Annotated in this window: 13 protein-coding genes; 9 read left to right on the top strand and 4 right to left on the bottom strand. The window is 57.3% G+C overall.

Annotated elements, in window-relative coordinates:
* Window positions 1–3: 3 nt before the first annotated feature.
* From AC2FJV_RS11710 to AC2FJV_RS11750, 9 genes are all read left to right on the top strand, one after another.
* Window positions 4–756 (top strand): sugar phosphate isomerase/epimerase family protein, encoded by a 753-nt coding sequence (locus tag AC2FJV_RS11710; protein WP_271948738.1) that lies wholly within the window; start codon window positions 4–6, stop codon window positions 754–756.
* Window positions 756–1,802: a LacI family DNA-binding transcriptional regulator gene (locus AC2FJV_RS11715; protein ID WP_271948740.1), complete on the top strand. Its 1,047-nt coding sequence runs from the start codon at window positions 756–758 to the stop codon at window positions 1,800–1,802. Before AC2FJV_RS11710 ends, AC2FJV_RS11715 begins: the two co-directional genes overlap by 1 nt.
* A 22-nt stretch (window positions 1,803–1,824) precedes the next feature.
* Entirely contained in the window at window positions 1,825–2,574 is a 750-nt protein-coding gene (locus AC2FJV_RS11720) for a basic amino acid ABC transporter substrate-binding protein (protein WP_142636138.1), read from the top strand.
* Between the two features lie 65 nt (window positions 2,575–2,639).
* Complete coding sequence (locus tag AC2FJV_RS11725; RefSeq protein ID WP_281995053.1) at window positions 2,640–4,286, top strand: amino acid ABC transporter permease; 1,647 nt, start codon at window positions 2,640–2,642, stop codon at window positions 4,284–4,286.
* A complete protein-coding gene (locus tag AC2FJV_RS11730) occupies window positions 4,250–6,247 on the top strand; it encodes a beta-galactosidase (RefSeq protein WP_496713799.1) in 1,998 nt (665 codons plus the stop codon). Before AC2FJV_RS11725 ends, AC2FJV_RS11730 begins: the two co-directional genes overlap by 37 nt.
* A gap of 141 nt (window positions 6,248–6,388) precedes the next feature.
* Window positions 6,389–7,513, top strand: a complete 1,125-nt coding sequence (locus AC2FJV_RS11735; RefSeq protein WP_142636144.1) for an extracellular solute-binding protein — start codon at window positions 6,389–6,391, stop codon at window positions 7,511–7,513.
* A gap of 116 nt (window positions 7,514–7,629) precedes the next feature.
* Window positions 7,630–8,742, top strand: a complete 1,113-nt coding sequence (locus AC2FJV_RS11740) for an ABC transporter ATP-binding protein (RefSeq protein ID WP_496693723.1) — start codon at window positions 7,630–7,632, stop codon at window positions 8,740–8,742.
* Window positions 8,743–8,754: 12 nt separating this feature from the next.
* On the top strand, window positions 8,755–9,675 hold the full coding sequence (locus AC2FJV_RS11745; RefSeq protein WP_496689419.1) for an ABC transporter permease: 921 nt from the start codon (window positions 8,755–8,757) through the stop codon (window positions 9,673–9,675).
* Entirely contained in the window at window positions 9,672–10,922 is a 1,251-nt protein-coding gene (locus tag AC2FJV_RS11750) for an ABC transporter permease (protein WP_142636150.1), read from the top strand. Before AC2FJV_RS11745 ends, AC2FJV_RS11750 begins: the two co-directional genes overlap by 4 nt.
* Before the next feature lie 27 nt (window positions 10,923–10,949).
* On the opposite strand, the gene AC2FJV_RS11755 is transcribed toward AC2FJV_RS11750, so the two are convergent.
* From AC2FJV_RS11755 to AC2FJV_RS11770, 4 genes are read right to left on the bottom strand one after another with little or no spacing between them, the layout of a single operon-like run.
* Window positions 10,950–12,869: a beta-galactosidase gene (locus tag AC2FJV_RS11755; protein WP_496713800.1), complete on the bottom strand. Its 1,920-nt coding sequence runs from the start codon at window positions 12,867–12,869 to the stop codon at window positions 10,950–10,952.
* Window positions 12,866–13,726 carry an SMP-30/gluconolactonase/LRE family protein gene (locus tag AC2FJV_RS11760; RefSeq protein ID WP_496713801.1) on the bottom strand — a complete coding sequence of 287 codons (861 nt, stop codon included), beginning with the start codon at window positions 13,724–13,726 and terminating at the stop codon, window positions 12,866–12,868. The genes AC2FJV_RS11755 and AC2FJV_RS11760 overlap by 4 nt, the downstream gene beginning before the upstream one ends.
* The gene (locus AC2FJV_RS11765; RefSeq protein ID WP_496713802.1) at window positions 13,723–14,328 is read right to left on the bottom strand and encodes a 2-dehydro-3-deoxy-6-phosphogalactonate aldolase; all 606 of its coding nucleotides are present in this window, start codon (window positions 14,326–14,328) and stop codon (window positions 13,723–13,725) included. Before AC2FJV_RS11765 ends, AC2FJV_RS11760 begins: the two co-directional genes overlap by 4 nt.
* Window positions 14,325–15,218 (bottom strand): 2-dehydro-3-deoxygalactonokinase, encoded by an 894-nt coding sequence (locus AC2FJV_RS11770; RefSeq protein ID WP_142636158.1) that lies wholly within the window; start codon window positions 15,216–15,218, stop codon window positions 14,325–14,327. The genes AC2FJV_RS11765 and AC2FJV_RS11770 overlap by 4 nt, the downstream gene beginning before the upstream one ends.
* Window position 15,219: the final 1 nt, after the last annotated feature.

Consider the following 15,219-nt stretch of genomic DNA (forward strand, 5'->3'; position numbering starts at 1 on the left):
AAAATGCGAGTTTCAGCGCAGTTATACACAGTCCGGCAGGTTGGGGATTTGGCGGCCCAGCTTGACTTGGTGCGTGCCTGCGGGTTCACCGATATTGAAACGGTCGGGTTCCACGATCTTACCCCCAAGCAGGTTACCAATGTGGTTAGACAGGCTGGTTTCACCGTTCGATCGGCCCATTTTGACTGGGAAGAATTTGAAACACGGCTTGATGACATTCTTAGAATGCTTGAAGCTTTGGAATGCCCTGTGGCGGTCATGCCTTGGCTGTCGCCCAAGGCTCGGCCCGGCACCGCCGAGGGGTGGAAGGCAGTGTCGGGCCGGTTGGCGAAATGGGCTGATGCCCTGTCTGCCGACGGTGTGCGCCTTGCCTATCATAACCACGATTTTGACCTTGTCGATCTTGGGCAGGGCTCGCCATTGGATATGGTCCTGTCGCATGAGGCCATTGGATGGCAGCCGGATATCGGTTGGCTGTATTCGGCGCTTTCTGACCCCGCTGCACTGCTGAGCCGTTATTCCGACCGGATCGTTTCCGTCCATGCTAAAGACGTTGATCCATTGGCCGGACAAGGCGACGAGCGCTGGCGAAATCTGGGGCAGGGGGTTGTGGACTGGCCTCTGGTCCTGCGTGTTCTGGCTGACAGTCCCTGCGCTGACCTTTTTGTGGAACATGACGAAACTGCCGATCACGCGCAAACATTGCAGACGGGACATGACCTGTTGATGCGAATGCGCAGCGTTGAGGTGACATAGTGGCGCGCGCGACGATCAAGTCGATTGCAAAGCAGACGGGGTTTTCTGTCGGAACCGTCTCGAACGCGCTGCGTGGTGCGGAAACCGTCAAGAAAGAAACGCGGCAGCAGATTCAGTCCGCCGCCGAACAGCTTGGATACCGGGTCAATCTGGACGGGCTGAAGCTGCGGACAAAAAAGTCCTATCGCATCGGCGTTCTGGTCAGCGTGTCACCTGATTCAGATGAAGAATGGGAAGGTGTCGAATTCACACGCATTGTCGCGGGTATTTCGCGGGCTTTGAAAGGGTCGCGTTATGAACTTGGCGTTCACAGCGTGGCGGGCCTGCAGGGAACGATGGCGACGCTGAAGGAAATCGTTCAGAACGGATTGGCGGACGGGGTGATATTCTCGGGTACGCGCCACGCCGATCCGCGCATTGCCTATCTGCAACAGAATGGTTTCCCCTTTGTCACCATGGGTATGAGCGACAGCGGCAGATCACATGCCTATGTCGATATCGACAGTCAGGCAGCAGGTCACGATGCAACACAACGATTGCTAGCCTTGGGGCATCGCCGGATTGCCCTGGTGAACCCTCCGGATGACCTGGTTTATGCGACGCAACGCCGAACGGGCTATGCCCAGGCGTTCAGAGCGTCCGGTCTGACCGTTGACCCGGCCCTGATCTTCAGCGGGCCTACGACCGCACGAACGGGGTATAATGCCTTTGAAGCCTTGATGCGGCTATCCGACAGGCCAACCGCGATCATCTGCGCGAACGAAGCCATGACCCTGGGTGTGCTTTCTGCTGCCCATGCGGCGGGTGTTGAGGTCGGTCGCGAACTGACCGTGATCTCGACCGATGATCTGCAACTTAGCCGTTATTTTGTCCCTCCGCCCAGCACCTATTACGTCCCTATTGAGGAAACCAGTCGATTGCTGGGCGAGTATATGCTCAAGGCTTTGGACGGGGTTGACCCGTCCGAAACACAAAAAAAGATCAGGGCCATTTTGATCGAGCGGCAACCTGACACAGTCGCGCCGGAAGCGGCGCTAAACACCTGAACCAACAAAGGAGTAACCGGAGATGTTAAGAAACCTATTTGCCGCCGCCGCCCTGACCGCGCTTGCCGCGCCTGCTGTGTTTGCAGCGGATCTTGAAGGGCGCGTACTTAAGATCGGAACAGATGCCACCTATCCGCCCATGGAGACGGTCGATGAGTCCACGGGTCAGATTGTGGGATTTGATGTCGATGTCATGAATGCGATCTGTGAAAAGGTGAACTGCGTCCCGAATTTCGTAAATACAGCCTGGGATGGTATCTTTGCCGCGCTTCAGCAAGGGGAGTTCGACCTCGTGATCTCGGGCGTATCGATCACGCCTGAACGCGAAGAAAACATGGATTTTTCCGAGCCTTATATCATTGTAAGTCAGGCGATCCTGCTGCAGGTCGACAATGCTGACATGACGTTGGATGACTTCAAAGCAGGTGGTCAGAAGCTAGCCGCGCAGACTGGCACCACCAATGCCCAGCTGGCCGAAGAACTGGTGGGACGCGAGAATGTCAGCCTGTATGACAATTTCTCTGCTGCGATCCTGGCGTTGCAGAATGCTGACGTACAGGGGGTAATCATTGATGGAACCTCGGCATCGGCATATGAACAGGAATTTGCCGGGGAATTGGCTGTAGGCATCACAGGCCTTCAGTCTGATCCGCTGGGTATTGTGTTTCAGGAAGGTGACGCAACCGTTGACGCCATAAACGAAGGGCTGGCCGCCATTCAGGCTGACGGTACGATGGACGCATTGGTTGCCAAATACTGGGGCACTGATTGAGCCGTTGAAACCCTTTCTGACCCGGCGGGAAAACCTGCCGGGTCACGCATAACCCGAGGGACGCCATGATCCGCCTAAGCTCGATCCGGCCGAGTAATCTTGTTTTGCTCGCCGCTGCCCCGTTCATCATCTACCTGTTTGCCTCATCCTCGAAATATCTGAGGTCATTGGTTGCCATTTTGGGGATTGGTGAAAATGCGGGGCCCATTTTTGTTGGGTTTCTTCTGATACTGGCCGTGGCCATATTGGCCTATCTCTCGGCGCGCCGCATCCGGTTTCAAACCATCGCGCCGAACTGGTTGAGGATTGCGGCGGTTTTGGCAATCCCGGCCTCGGCCGGGTTGGCGATCCTTGGACTTTTCCAGCCTCAGGTGCTGATGCCCTTTGCGGAATCCGTCTTCTTTAATGCGCTCAGCGAAAATACGTCTGAGTTCATTGACCGATCTTCGCAACCTTGGGTCTTGTTTCCCGAGATCGTCGCAAAGGTGCAAATGAGACTACAGGCCCTGCTGGTAGGGTTTGCGATGGTGGTCGCGGTGATCCCTCTGACGGCCCGTTTCCCACGATCCATGAAAGCCTATGTTCAGATTGGACTCGAACTGCTGACCGGGCTGGTTTTGTTTTACCTGTTGTTTCTTGCGCATTGGCAATTTGCGACCGGGGTCGCGATAACGTTCCGTGCAGCGATCTTTGCCTATATCTTTGCGGCCATTATGGGTCTGGTCTGGGTCGGTTTGCAGTCCTTCAAGCCCAAAGCTCGGACAACCGTTGTCTATGGGTCCATCAGCCTGACACTATTGGCCGTGTCGGCGTTCTTTTTTATGCAACCAAAGGTGAGCTTTGTTCTGGTTGGCAGTACTGAAGCAAGAATTGCCATTGTTCGGGGTACGCCGCAGGCCCAGGCGGATTTGATCCGGTTCGGAGAGTTCGACGGAGGTGAAGGCCAACAGTATCGCATTCGCAGCGCCCCCGATGCCGCCTCTGCGCTGGATCAGATCACAACCGTCGACAGCGTATCTGGTGCTTTTGTTCCGGCCGGCGTTCATACGCAGGGCTATCCGGTGATCTGGCAATCCAGTTTTCTGCCGGACAAGTTTCGTAACCCGGCGCTGACTTTTGCGGTTTTCGGGTTTTTGCTTCTGACACTGACGGTCGGAGGCGCACAGCATAAGCTACATCCGCTGGCTGTAGGGGCCGAGTTTTTTGTCGATACCATTCGCGGCATTCCAATGCTGGTCATCATCCTCTATATCGGCTTGCCGCTTGCCGGTGCGGTCAAGGATGCGACAGGTGGCGGCATCGACATGACCAACATGACTCGCGGCATCATCGCCATTTCCATAGGGTATTCGGCCTATATGGCCGAGATTTTCCGATCAGGGATTGAGGCCATCCCACGAGGTCAGATCGAAGCAGGCGGCTCGCTTGGTTTGTCCCGCTGGCAAACTGCTCGGCTTATTATCCTGCCACAGGCATTGCGCATAGTGACGCCACCTTTGGGCAATGAATTTATCGCGATGATCAAGGATACCTCATTGCTGTCCATCCTGTCGGTCCGCGACATGACTCAGCGCATGCGCGAGTTTCAGGCCTCAAGTTTTCTGCCCTTCGCGCCATTCAACACAGCGGCGATCCTCTATGTCGTGGTGACGCTTGGTTGCGCTAGTTTCCTCAAATGGATCGAACGCCGCAGCGCACGGGAAAACCGATGAGCAGGCTTGAGCTGGGCGTTTGCTATTACCCCGAGCAATGGGACAAATCGCTGTGGCGCGACGATGCAAAGCGCATGGTCGATATGGGTCTGGATTGGGTTCGGATTGCCGAGTTTACCTGGGGCCTGATCGAGCCGGAAAGAGGCCGGTTCCAATGGGGTTGGCTGGACGAGGTGATCGGCATTCTGGGCGATGCCGGTTTGCGCGTGATGATGTCAACGCCTACGGCTGCACCTCCGAAATGGCTAGTGGATGACTGCCCTGAGATCCTGCCAGTGGGGCCGGATGGCCGGGTGCGTGGGTTCGGGTCGCGCCGACACTATTGTTTTTCCAGCGATATCTACCTGACCGAGGCCCGCCGGATCACCACGGAATATGCCCGTCGATATGGCGAAAATCCATTTGTTCGTGCCTGGCAGATCGACAATGAATATAACGATCACGATACGGTTCTGAGCTATTCCAATGCCGCTCGCACCGGTTTTCGCAGATGGTTGCAAGACCGCTATGGCACGATTGAGGCGCTTAACCGAACATGGGGGACAGTGTTTTGGGGGTCGCTCTATTCCGATTTTGATCAGATCGAACTGCCTATAAGTTTGGTGGCCAGCCCGAACCCGACCCATGCTCTGGATTTTGCCCGCTATTCTTCGGATCGGGTGCGGGATTTCAATCGTGCTCAGGCGGATATTCTGCGCAGGTTTGCGCCGGGGCGCGATATTACCCATAATTTCATGGCAGGCAGCTTTGAGTTCGACCATCACGCTGTTGCGGCGGATCTGGATGTAGTCGGTTTTGACAGCTATCCGCTTGGCAACCTGTTGGGATCGTCGCTGTCTGATGAAGACAAACGTCGATACCTGCGAACAGGCGCGCCGGACTATCAGGGGTTTCACTGCGATTTGTATCGCAGCCAGGGCAGGGGCCGAATGTGGGTTCTGGAACAACAGCCCGGCCCGGTGGACTGGGCCGAAAAAAACCCCTCACCAGCGGATGGGATGGTCAGGCTTTGGACGTGGGCCGCTTTTGCCCACGGTGCACAGGCAGTGATGTTCTTCCGATGGCGTCAGGCGAAGTTCGCGCAGGAACAATTCCACACGGCGCTTCTGCGATCGGATGGCAGCCCGGATCAGGCCGCGCTGGAACTGGCGCAGGTTGCAAAAGAGCGTGCTGCCCTGCCGGAAGTCACCCGACAGAAGGCAGCTGTGGCAATTCTGTTGGATTACGAATCCATCTGGGCTGCAGATATCCTGCCACATGACGACGCATTCCCGAATGCCGGGATTTTCCGGGTTTGGTATGCTGGCCTGCGTGCATTGGGGGTCGATCTGGATTTCGTTGGTCCCGATGATGATCTGACAGGGTATTCATTGATCGTATTGCCGCAAAACATGATCATCTCGCCCGATCTGGCAAAGAGATTGCACCACAGCCAGGCCAAATTGCTGATCGGTGCCCGTGCGGGCAGCAAGACTGTGGACATGTGGACCCCTGAAAATCTCGCTCCCGGAGAGTTGGCCGATCTTGCAGGGATAAAAGTCATACGCGTCGAATCCCTGCCGGATCTGGCGGGTGAATCCGTAAGCCTCGAGAGCACCGGAACCTTTGATTTTAAGGGCTGGCGGGAAGTCATCGAGACCGAAAATCAGGTAATCGCGCATTTCGTAAGTGCTTACAGGGCTGGCAGTCCGGCGATTGTGCAATCGGACCGGGCTTTGTATCTGGCGATGATCCCCAACGGGCCGTTGCTACGGGCGATTCTTATTAAAGCGCTGACATGGGCGGGCCTTCCGATACGGGAATGTGACCCGGACCTTCGTGTTACACAGCGGGGTGACCTCGGCTTTGGGTTCAACTTCGGGGCTGCCGCACAGGTTCTGCCGGATGACGAAAATCGGCAATATATTGTTGGTACTTCAGAAATCCCATCCTATGGTGTCTCAGTCTGGAAGTGGAAGTAAACCAGAGCTTGCGGACATGATTGCAAACTGGACCTATGAATTCTGCAAACTGTCCCTTTTGGACTGACAGCTTTGCAGCAACCCTCTAGCCTGTGATTGCATAACAATAGGACTGAAAGTCCAACTATGGGAGAATCGAATATGGCCGAACGGAAAAACCTTTCCAGACGTACTATCTTGAAGAGCGCAGGGGCGGCAGCACTTGCTGCACCGCTTTACAGCAAAAGCGCGCTGGCGTCCTCGGGTGAGATCAACATCTTGATGTGGTCCGATTACCTGCCACCAGCATTCTTGCAGGAATTCGAAACACTGACCGGAATCAAGGTGAACTATACCGGTATCGGGTCGAACGAAGAAATCATCAACAAGATGAAGGCCACCAAGGGTCAGGGTTTCGACATCGTGTCGCCGACCAATAACCGGTCTTTGCAGTGGGAACCGCTTGAGCTGTTGCAACCTTTCGACATGAACAAGGTTCCGATTGATCTGGTGAACCCGGCGATGGCCGCGATTGGTACAGATGCCTGGAACTTTGCCGACTCGGGCGTGCACTGGTTGCCGCATATCTGGGGCACCGAAGGCATCGCATATCGGACTGACCTGTGGCTGCCTGAAGGTGATGCACCGTCCTATGGCGATGTCTGGTCCGAAGCAAACGCAGGTAAGACCATGGGCCGCGCGCACTCGATGATGCTGGGCGCAGGCCTGTACATGGAGCGCGCAGGCGAGATGGAGCCCGGTTCCGTCTGGGCCGCTTATGGCGACGAAGATACCATGCGCAAGGTTTGGGGTCAGATCGCAGATTGGTGCATCGAACGTAAGAACCGCATCAAGCTGATCTGGAACGACGCCGACACACAGAAAAACGGTCTGTTGAACGAAGGCGTGATTGTTGGCCAGACATGGGATGGCCCGCCGCTGGCACTTAAATCTGCAGGTGAGCCCGTGCATTATCAGGCTCCGGTTGAAGGGGCGATGGCCTGGGTTGATGGTATGGCAATTCCAACAGGTGCTGCCAATATCGACCAGATTTATGCCTTCATCGACTTTGCCTACCAGGCCAAACCGGCCGGTGTTGCGATCGACAGCCACGGGTACAACTCGCCCGTTCTGGGTGCCGACCAATATTCGGGCGACACCTACAAGAAGAACTTCGCCGAAGCCTATCCGGGCGACTCGCTGGCCAACCTCAACCCGTGGCCGGCCGAAGCGCCTTGGTATGCAGAAACCCGGACCGAGTTCGTCAACAAGTTCAAAAGCGCCTGATAGCTTTTCAAAGAAGTGCCCTCCGCTAAACGCGGGGGGCTCCCAACCCGCACGCCACTGCGTGACGGAACCCATTTGGGTGCGCACCACCAGCGCATCAATCGGAGATACCAAAAATGAGTGCAGGGGTCGGTGTAGATCTTGAAAACCTGTGGATCCGTTTCGGCGATTTTGTCGCGGTGCGGGACGCAAATGTGAACATAAACGGGGGCGATTTCTTTTCGTTCCTGGGACCATCCGGTTGCGGCAAGACAACGATTTTGCGCGCTGTTTCGGGGTTTCTGGACCCCAGCGAGGGTAAGGTTCTGATCGGTAGTAATGACATGCGCGGCATCGGGCCCAACAAGCGCCCGACTGCCCTGATCTTTCAGAACCTCGCGCTGTTTCCCCTGATGAAAGTCTGGGAAAACATCACTTTCTCGATGGAGATCAAAGGCGCCAGCGCGGCCGAGCGCCGCAAGCGGGCCGATGAGCTGTTGGACATGATCGCGCTGCCGGGACAGGGTGACAAGCTGCCCAGCGAGCTTTCGGGTGGTCAGCGTCAGCGCGTGGCGATTGCCCGCGCCCTATGTGCCGAACCCGATGTACTGCTGCTGGACGAACCGCTTTCGGCGCTGGACCTCAAGCTGCGTCAGCATATGCGCACCGAGCTGCGCGAAATTCAGAAGCGTGTCGGTATCACCTTCATCTATATCACCCACGACCAGGGCGAAGCGCTGACCATGTCGGACAATATCGCCGTAATGCGTGCAGGAGTGATCGACCAAATTGCCGATGGCAAGACAATTTACAATGACCCCAACACGGCTTTTGCGGCCTCGTTCGTTGGCGAAAACAACGTTTTCCGCGGCAAGATCAAGCAAGTCATGGGAGATGAGGCGCTGATTGCAACCAACCGATCCGGCGATCTGGTTGCACGGATTTCGACTGTAAATCAGGGCAAGCTGAAAGAAGGCGATGACGCGATGATGTTCATTCGCCCCGAGGCGCTGGCGATTGCCCCGGACGGTGCAGTGGGCGACCATTTTGTAACCGCCCGCGTGAACCATGAAGAATTCGAAGGTAACGCCTTCAATATTTTCACCGAAGGCGATGGCGGCAAGGAAATTAAGGTATCGCTGCCCAATCTAGGCCAATCTTTCGATGACCATACCGGGCAGACCATCACGTTGGAATATCAGACCCATAATGCGGTTCTGGTTCCAGCGGGTGAGCTGGCCGCGGAATAAGGGGATAAAAATATGCCCCATTTTCTGAAAGAATTCTTCAACCGCAACGGCACCGGCATGGGATTGATGATACTGGGTTTGGTCCTGTTCTGGACCATCGGCCTGATCATCCTGCCGCAGCTGTCGATGCTGGATTTCTCATTCCGGCCAAACCTGCCCCCGCCCGAGATCGGGGGGCCAAAAGATGTCTATACGCTGGAGAACTACAAATACCTGATCTATGGCCCGGAAGGCGGCAGCCAGGACTATAACTCCGTCGATCTGAGGGTGTTTTTCCGCACCCTTCTGGCCGCGGTATGCGTTACGATCTTCAACCTGATCCTGTGCTATCCGATCGCCTATTATCTGGGTCAGTCCAAGGGCAGTCACATCCGCATCTTTGCGATCATGCTGATCATCCCCTACTGGATCAATGAGATCCTGCGCGCCTTTGCCCTGCGAATCATCTTTGGCGAAACCGGTGTACTGAACACGCTGTTCACTGGGCTGGGGGTCTGGGATATGCCGTTTGATTTCATCCGCAATGACATCGCGCTCTATGCCGGGCTGGGCTATGCCTATATCCTGCTGATGATCTTCCCGATGTATAACGTCATAGAAAGTCTGGATAAAAACCAGATCGAGGCGGCGCGAGATTTGGGAGCCCCCTGGTGGCGTATCCATTGGCGCGTGGTCATTCCCTATGCCAAGCCAGGGATCAGTTCGGGCTGTACTATGGTGTTCATGCTGTCCGCAGGTGCGCTGGCCGCGCCGCAAATTCTGGGTGGGCCGTCCTCCCTGTGGTTCACGCAGCTGATCTATCAGCAGTTCAACGACAACAATGACTGGCCGCAGGGTGCCGCCTACGCCATCGTTCTGCTGGTGACCTGTATCTTGTTCGTGCTGGCCGTAATGCGCCTGTTCAAGGTGAATATGGGGGATATCGGGAAATGAATTTGTCCTTCCTCCGTGTAAGCATCTGGGTCTACCTGGTGCTGTTCTTCCTGTACCTTCTGGGTCCGCTGGTGATCATGTCGGTCACGGCCTTCAACTCGTCCGAATTCCCAAGGATGACACCGTGGGAGTGTCTGACCTTCCAGTGGTTTGGCGAATTGTTTCAGGACCAACGCATCCTGAACGGCATCAAGAACTCACTGATCATCGGTGCCGGAACGGTGGTTCTATCGGTGGCGATGGGTCTAGCGGGCGCGCTGATGCTGACGCAGATCTGGCCGAAACTGCGTGCGACCTACTATACGGTCATCATCGCGCCGATCCTGATCCCGGGCGTTGTTCTGGGTATCTCGACACTGGTGTTCTGGGACCGGATCAACCGGATGTTGGGCTTGGGTGCCGACAGTTTCCTGTCAAACGGGATATTCCTGACGGTGATCGGCCAATCCACCTTTATCGCCAGCTATTGCATGCTGGTGCTGGTGGCACGGTTGCAGCGCTATGATATGGCGCTGACCGAGGCCGCGCTGGATCTGGGTGCAACCCATGCTCAGGCGTTCCGCAAGATCATGCTCCCGTTCATGCGTCCGGCGATTGCCAGCGCGGCAGTGCTGGCGTTCTTGGCCTCGTTCGAGAACTACAACACCACCACCTTCACCTTTGGTGAATACCCGACGCTGACCATCGAACTGGCACAGAAGGTGCGCTATGGCATCACGCCCTCGATCTCGGCGCTGGCCTTCATCATCGTGGCGCTGACGGTGTTCTTTGCCCTGCTGAACGAGGCCAAGCTGAAGCGACAGGAACTGGTGGCTGCTGCACGCAAGAACGCCACGGTCGAGGAACTGGCGGGTAAAATCAAGCTTCCCAGCTTCTTTGCCGGGAACCTTGCTGCGGTTCTGCTGGTTGTCTTTGCGGTTGCCACGATCACTGTGGTCGGAACCGCAACCGCCTATAATCCGGCTCAGTGTGTCGCAGATGTCAAAGAGCAAAAGCGCCTTGAAGCTGATCTGCGTATTCAAGAACTGCGCAAGCAGCGCGAAGAACAGCGCAAAAAGCGCGAGGCGGAAGCGGCTGAGCAAGAGGGAGAGGGTGCGCAGGAATCGGCCCCGAAACCCTCGAATAACAGCGGTTTCGGCAATGTGTTTGCGCCGAATACTCTGGGTGACGAAGAAGAGGATTCTGGTACTGAAACGCCTTCGGGCAATGGCGGTGCCTTTGATCCCAACAGTTTGCAGGCGAACTAAGCGCCTCGCAGTTTGCGCCCGCCGGGGTTACCCCTCGGCGGGCGTGTCATTTTCCTGAATGAACACATCACAGGCTTCGATCATCCGGCCGTTCCATTCAACCGGCGCCGAATTGTAGTTGATCAGGAATGTATGCCCGGCGGTCTGGCGTCGCCGCAGACCCTGAGGCATCGGATGCAAGGCAATGCCTGTCCGAGCAGCGGCCATGCTGATCACGCGATCCCATAACGTGCCATTCGGGAACCCGGCCAGATACCACATGTGGTCGGTCCCTTTCAGGGCAGGTGTTCCGTCTTGAAATGTCAAAAGGTCCGGGGCCTTTCCTGACAGGCGGTCAACCCAGTGACGGGCTGCGCCGCCACCATCAACTTCCCGGGTCACCTGAGGGGGCAGAGTTTCCACAAGATCGACAGTGCAATCCAGTGCAGTCAGCCCGGGGCGACCAGTTGCGGGTATCTGAAAGTCCAGCGTGATGGCGCCAGAGCGCGGGCCCAGAACAGCCAGTTCACAACCATCGGTCAGGCGTTGTTCCAGATCGGGACCAATGGTCGCCAGACCCGGTGCAAGGATCACCTTATATCCCGCCTTTGGGATGTCCTCCGCAGGCAGGAAATCCACTGACAATCCGGCTCGGCGCAGGGCTTGGTAGGTTGAAAAGACCAGTTTGAAATAGTCGAACCCAGCCCCTTGAGGTTGCGTCGCCCAGGCCCAATCCGAGGCATAGTCGAATAGGATCGCGACATCCGTTCGGGCCTGTGTGATTGCTCCCAGCCCGGCCAAATCATCGGCGGTTTGGCGCGCCTCGGCCAAAGCCGGGGCAGAGCGGTTGTCCGGCATCAGCAGTCCTGCATGCATCTGTTCTTGCGCAAAGGGCGCCTGCCGCCAGCGGAAATAGCTGACCACTTCTGCCCCATGCGCCACGGCCTCAAGCGACCACAGGCGCACCATGCCCGGCAGGGGCGCAGGGTTGTAAGGGGCCCAGTTGACCGGGCCGGGTTGCTGTTCCATCACCCACCAACGCCCGCGCCCCACAGCGCGATACAGATCGTGATGAAAGGCCTGCATGTCGGGATCGCCTTGCTGCAGAAAGGCCGACTTATGTGCCTTATCCGCCTCAAGCCGGTCAGATAGAAACCCGATCGGATAGCTGTCCCATGTGGCGATATCCAGATCGGTACCCACTGCGAAGTGGTCGAAATCGAGCACACGCCCCATGTAATTGTGCAGCAAAGGCGCATCGGTCAGGGGCCGCAGCACTTCGACCTGTGCCCTGTTGAAGGCCACCACCTGATCTGAACTGAACCGCCGGAAGGCCAGAACATGGGCCGGGTTGGGTTCTGTCACTGCCAGGTTCGGCAGGTCGATCTGATCAAACCTGTTATATTCCATTGACCAGAACACATTTCCCCACGCTGCATTCAGGGTTTCAATCGTGCTGTATTGACCTTCCAGCCAGTTTTGAAAGGCGTGTAGGGCGCGTCGGCTATAGCTGACAGTGGTGTCGTGGCAGCCATATTCATTGTCGATCTGCCATGCTGCGACATGCGGGTTGCGCCCATAGCGTTCGCCCATGACACGTGCGATCCGAACGCATTCTTCGATATACCCGGTGTGGCTAAAGCAATAATGTCTGCGAGAGCCGAACTTGCGCGGTTGACCCTGCGCATCCACGGCAAGCATGTCCGGGTATTTGGCCAGCATCCAGCGTGGCGGCGTCGCTGTTGGCGTGCCCAGCACCACTTTCAACCCGGCAGAACCTAAGGTTTCGATTGCGCGATCCAGCCAGTCGAAGTGCAGATCGTCCGACGTGGGCTCCATCCGGCTCCAGCCGAACTCGCCTATCCGCACCCATGTCAGGCCGGTTTCGACCATACGTGCTGCATCGTCCGCCCACATCGCCTCTGGCCAATGTTCGGGGTAATAGCAAACGCCAAGTTCGGGGTTCATAGGATGACTCTGTGCTCTGCCTGACCTTTGCCTGCGTCGGGCGCGGCAAAGGTCATTCCGTTGGTAGGTTGGGTTTCAATCTGTGTTGCATCCAGCCCTTGGCGAGCGGTGGTGCAGAACAGCGTTGTCAGGTCTGGTCCGCCAAAAGCCGGGCACGAGGCATGGGCCGCGTCAAAACCGACCGCCTTCAGGAACCGACCCTCAGGCGAGTAAGCAGCCACGCGGTTGGCGCCCCATTGGGCGATCCAGATATTTCCGCTCGTATCGACCACTGCTCCATCAGGGTTCAGCTGGTCTTTGGTAAGGTCGAGGAACACGGTGCTTTGGCCTTCTGGCCACCCGGTTTCCGGGTCCAAACTCCAGCGCATGACCTGTCTGGTGACCGTGTCGGTGAAATAGGAGCAAGAGCGATCCGGCGCAAAACAGATGGCGTTCGAGATCGTGACATCCGGCACCAGCCGCCGCAGTTCTCCGCGCCAGAACCGATAGATGGACCCAGCGCCGGGTTCGGCGTTCTTGCCCATGGTGCCGATCCAGAAACCGCCCCAGGGATCAGCGCGGCCATCGTTGGAACGGGTGACCGTATCGTCCGCCTCTAGATGGGTGACCAAGCTACGCGCGCCGGTTTTCTGGTCAAAGCGCCACAGCCCGGTCTCGGAAGCCATCAACAGCGTGTCCCTGTCCACCCAGCCCGCTGCTGAAACATTTTCCGGGAACTGCCAGCTTTGCTGATGCCCGTCCTTCTGGGTCATCAGGCGGTTGCCGGTGATGTCGAACCAGAATAGCTGCGCCCGTTCCGGGTGCCACAAAGGCCCTTCGCCCAGATCGCAGGGACGGTCGTCAAACACGACACTCATTGGGCGGCCTTGTCATAGGCCAAGACGATCTTTCGCGCGCGCTCTGCAATGTCGGCAACGGCCATTCCCGGTTTATACAGGGCCGACCCGATCCCGAACCCGTCCGTCCCGGCCATGAGCCATTCGGCAAAGTTTTCGGGGCCTGCCCCACCGACGGCAAAGACCAGCGCGTCCTTGGGCAGGATCGGGCGTATTGCGGCCAGGCCCGAGGGCCCCGCCATCACGCCCGGAAACAGTTTGAGCCCGGTTGCCCCTGCCCTGAGCGCGCCAAAGGCCTCGGTCGGGGTATAGACGCCTGGCCAGCTTTGTATGCCCAGTTTGATCGTCTGCTGTATCACCTCAGCGTCGAAATTTGGCGAGACAATCAGCTTGCCGCCGACCCCGGCCACCGCATCGACCTGTTCGATGGTCAGGACGGTTCCGGCGCCGATCAATGCGCGATCGCCGAAACGTTCCGCCAGAATGCCGATGCTGGTCAACGGATCGGGTGAGTTCAGGGGCACCTCGATCCGGTCTATGCCCGCGTCGATCAGGGCCTGCCCGACCTCGGCGGCCTCGGTGGGTTGCAGACCGCGCAGAATTGCAATGATAGGACGGCTCATGCGGTTTGCCTCGTCAGATTTCGGGCCTGCAAAAGACCTGCCAATGTAGATTGCGTGCTGTCGGCTATTTCAACAAATGCACCCTGCTGTTTCAGCGCGATGGCATAGATTTCCGAGAGGCTTTGGTCCCCGATAATGGCAATCTGCTGGCCCAACCAATAGGGACGGGACGCGGCCAGTTCCGCTCCGATCAGGTATCCCGACAGACGCGCGCGTGCGACACCGGAGTCCTGACCCTGCAGCAGATCAGTGGCCCGCAGGCCGAAAAGGCGCGCGGCAAGTTGTTCCGGTCGGGACAGGGCATCCGCCACAGCCTCGGCAAAAGCTGCGTCGTCCCAGCCTTCGCTGACCGTATGTTTCAGGACGGATTGATTGCTGAGCAATCCGAAGATTTCGCCTGTCATGAATGTGCGGAAGCTGACGACTTCATCCGCGCTGACCTGTACCCATTTGGTATGCGTTCCGGGCAGGCAAATGATGCCGTCCCAGTTTGGCCGGTGGGCCAGAAAACCGGCGATCTGTGTCTCTTCTCCGCGCATGACATCGGGGGGGCTTGTTTGCTTTAGCCCGGGTACGACAAAGGCGCGGATACGGGGATCTGTTGCCGGAACGCGGACAGGTGCATCGGGAACAGGAACCGAAGGTACAGCGGAATATGGTGCCTCGACCCAGCCTTGGCGCGCACCCACCATACCGCAGGCGACCACATCCATGACCGTATCGCCAAGCCAGCCCTCGATCAGGTCCAGCAGTGCTTTTTGAAACCCATCCCGGGGAATTTGATCCATGCCGCTTGCGGACTGAGCCTGGTCCAGAATGGTGTCACCCTGCATTGCCCATGCCCGCAGATGAGTTGTTCCCCAATCAACAGCGATCCATTCGATTGTCATG

Source organism: Ruegeria sp. CDSA241 (assembly GCF_059611265.1).

Bases quoted from the DNA above. Each gene is read 5' to 3' on its own strand.
- AC2FJV_RS11735 (WP_142636144.1), top strand. From the start codon at position 6,389: ATGGCCGAACGGAAAAACCTTTCCAGACGTACTATCTTGAAGAGCGCA.
- AC2FJV_RS11710 (WP_271948738.1), top strand. From the start codon at position 4: ATGCGAGTTTCAGCGCAGTTATACACAGTCCGGCAGGTTGGGGATTTG.
- AC2FJV_RS11770 (WP_142636158.1), bottom strand. From the start codon at position 15,218: ATGACAATCGAATGGATCGCTGTTGATTGGGGAACAACTCATCTGCGG.
- AC2FJV_RS11740 (WP_496693723.1), top strand. From the start codon at position 7,630: ATGAGTGCAGGGGTCGGTGTAGATCTTGAAAACCTGTGGATCCGTTTC.
- AC2FJV_RS11765 (WP_496713802.1), bottom strand. From the start codon at position 14,328: ATGAGCCGTCCTATCATTGCAATTCTGCGCGGTCTGCAACCCACCGAG.
- AC2FJV_RS11745 (WP_496689419.1), top strand. From the start codon at position 8,755: ATGCCCCATTTTCTGAAAGAATTCTTCAACCGCAACGGCACCGGCATG.
- AC2FJV_RS11725 (WP_281995053.1), top strand. From the start codon at position 2,640: ATGATCCGCCTAAGCTCGATCCGGCCGAGTAATCTTGTTTTGCTCGCC.
- AC2FJV_RS11720 (WP_142636138.1), top strand. From the start codon at position 1,825: ATGTTAAGAAACCTATTTGCCGCCGCCGCCCTGACCGCGCTTGCCGCG.
- AC2FJV_RS11750 (WP_142636150.1), top strand. From the start codon at position 9,672: ATGAATTTGTCCTTCCTCCGTGTAAGCATCTGGGTCTACCTGGTGCTG.
- AC2FJV_RS11760 (WP_496713801.1), bottom strand. From the start codon at position 13,726: ATGAGTGTCGTGTTTGACGACCGTCCCTGCGATCTGGGCGAAGGGCCT.
- AC2FJV_RS11730 (WP_496713799.1), top strand. From the start codon at position 4,250: ATGGATCGAACGCCGCAGCGCACGGGAAAACCGATGAGCAGGCTTGAG.
- AC2FJV_RS11755 (WP_496713800.1), bottom strand. From the start codon at position 12,869: ATGAACCCCGAACTTGGCGTTTGCTATTACCCCGAACATTGGCCAGAG.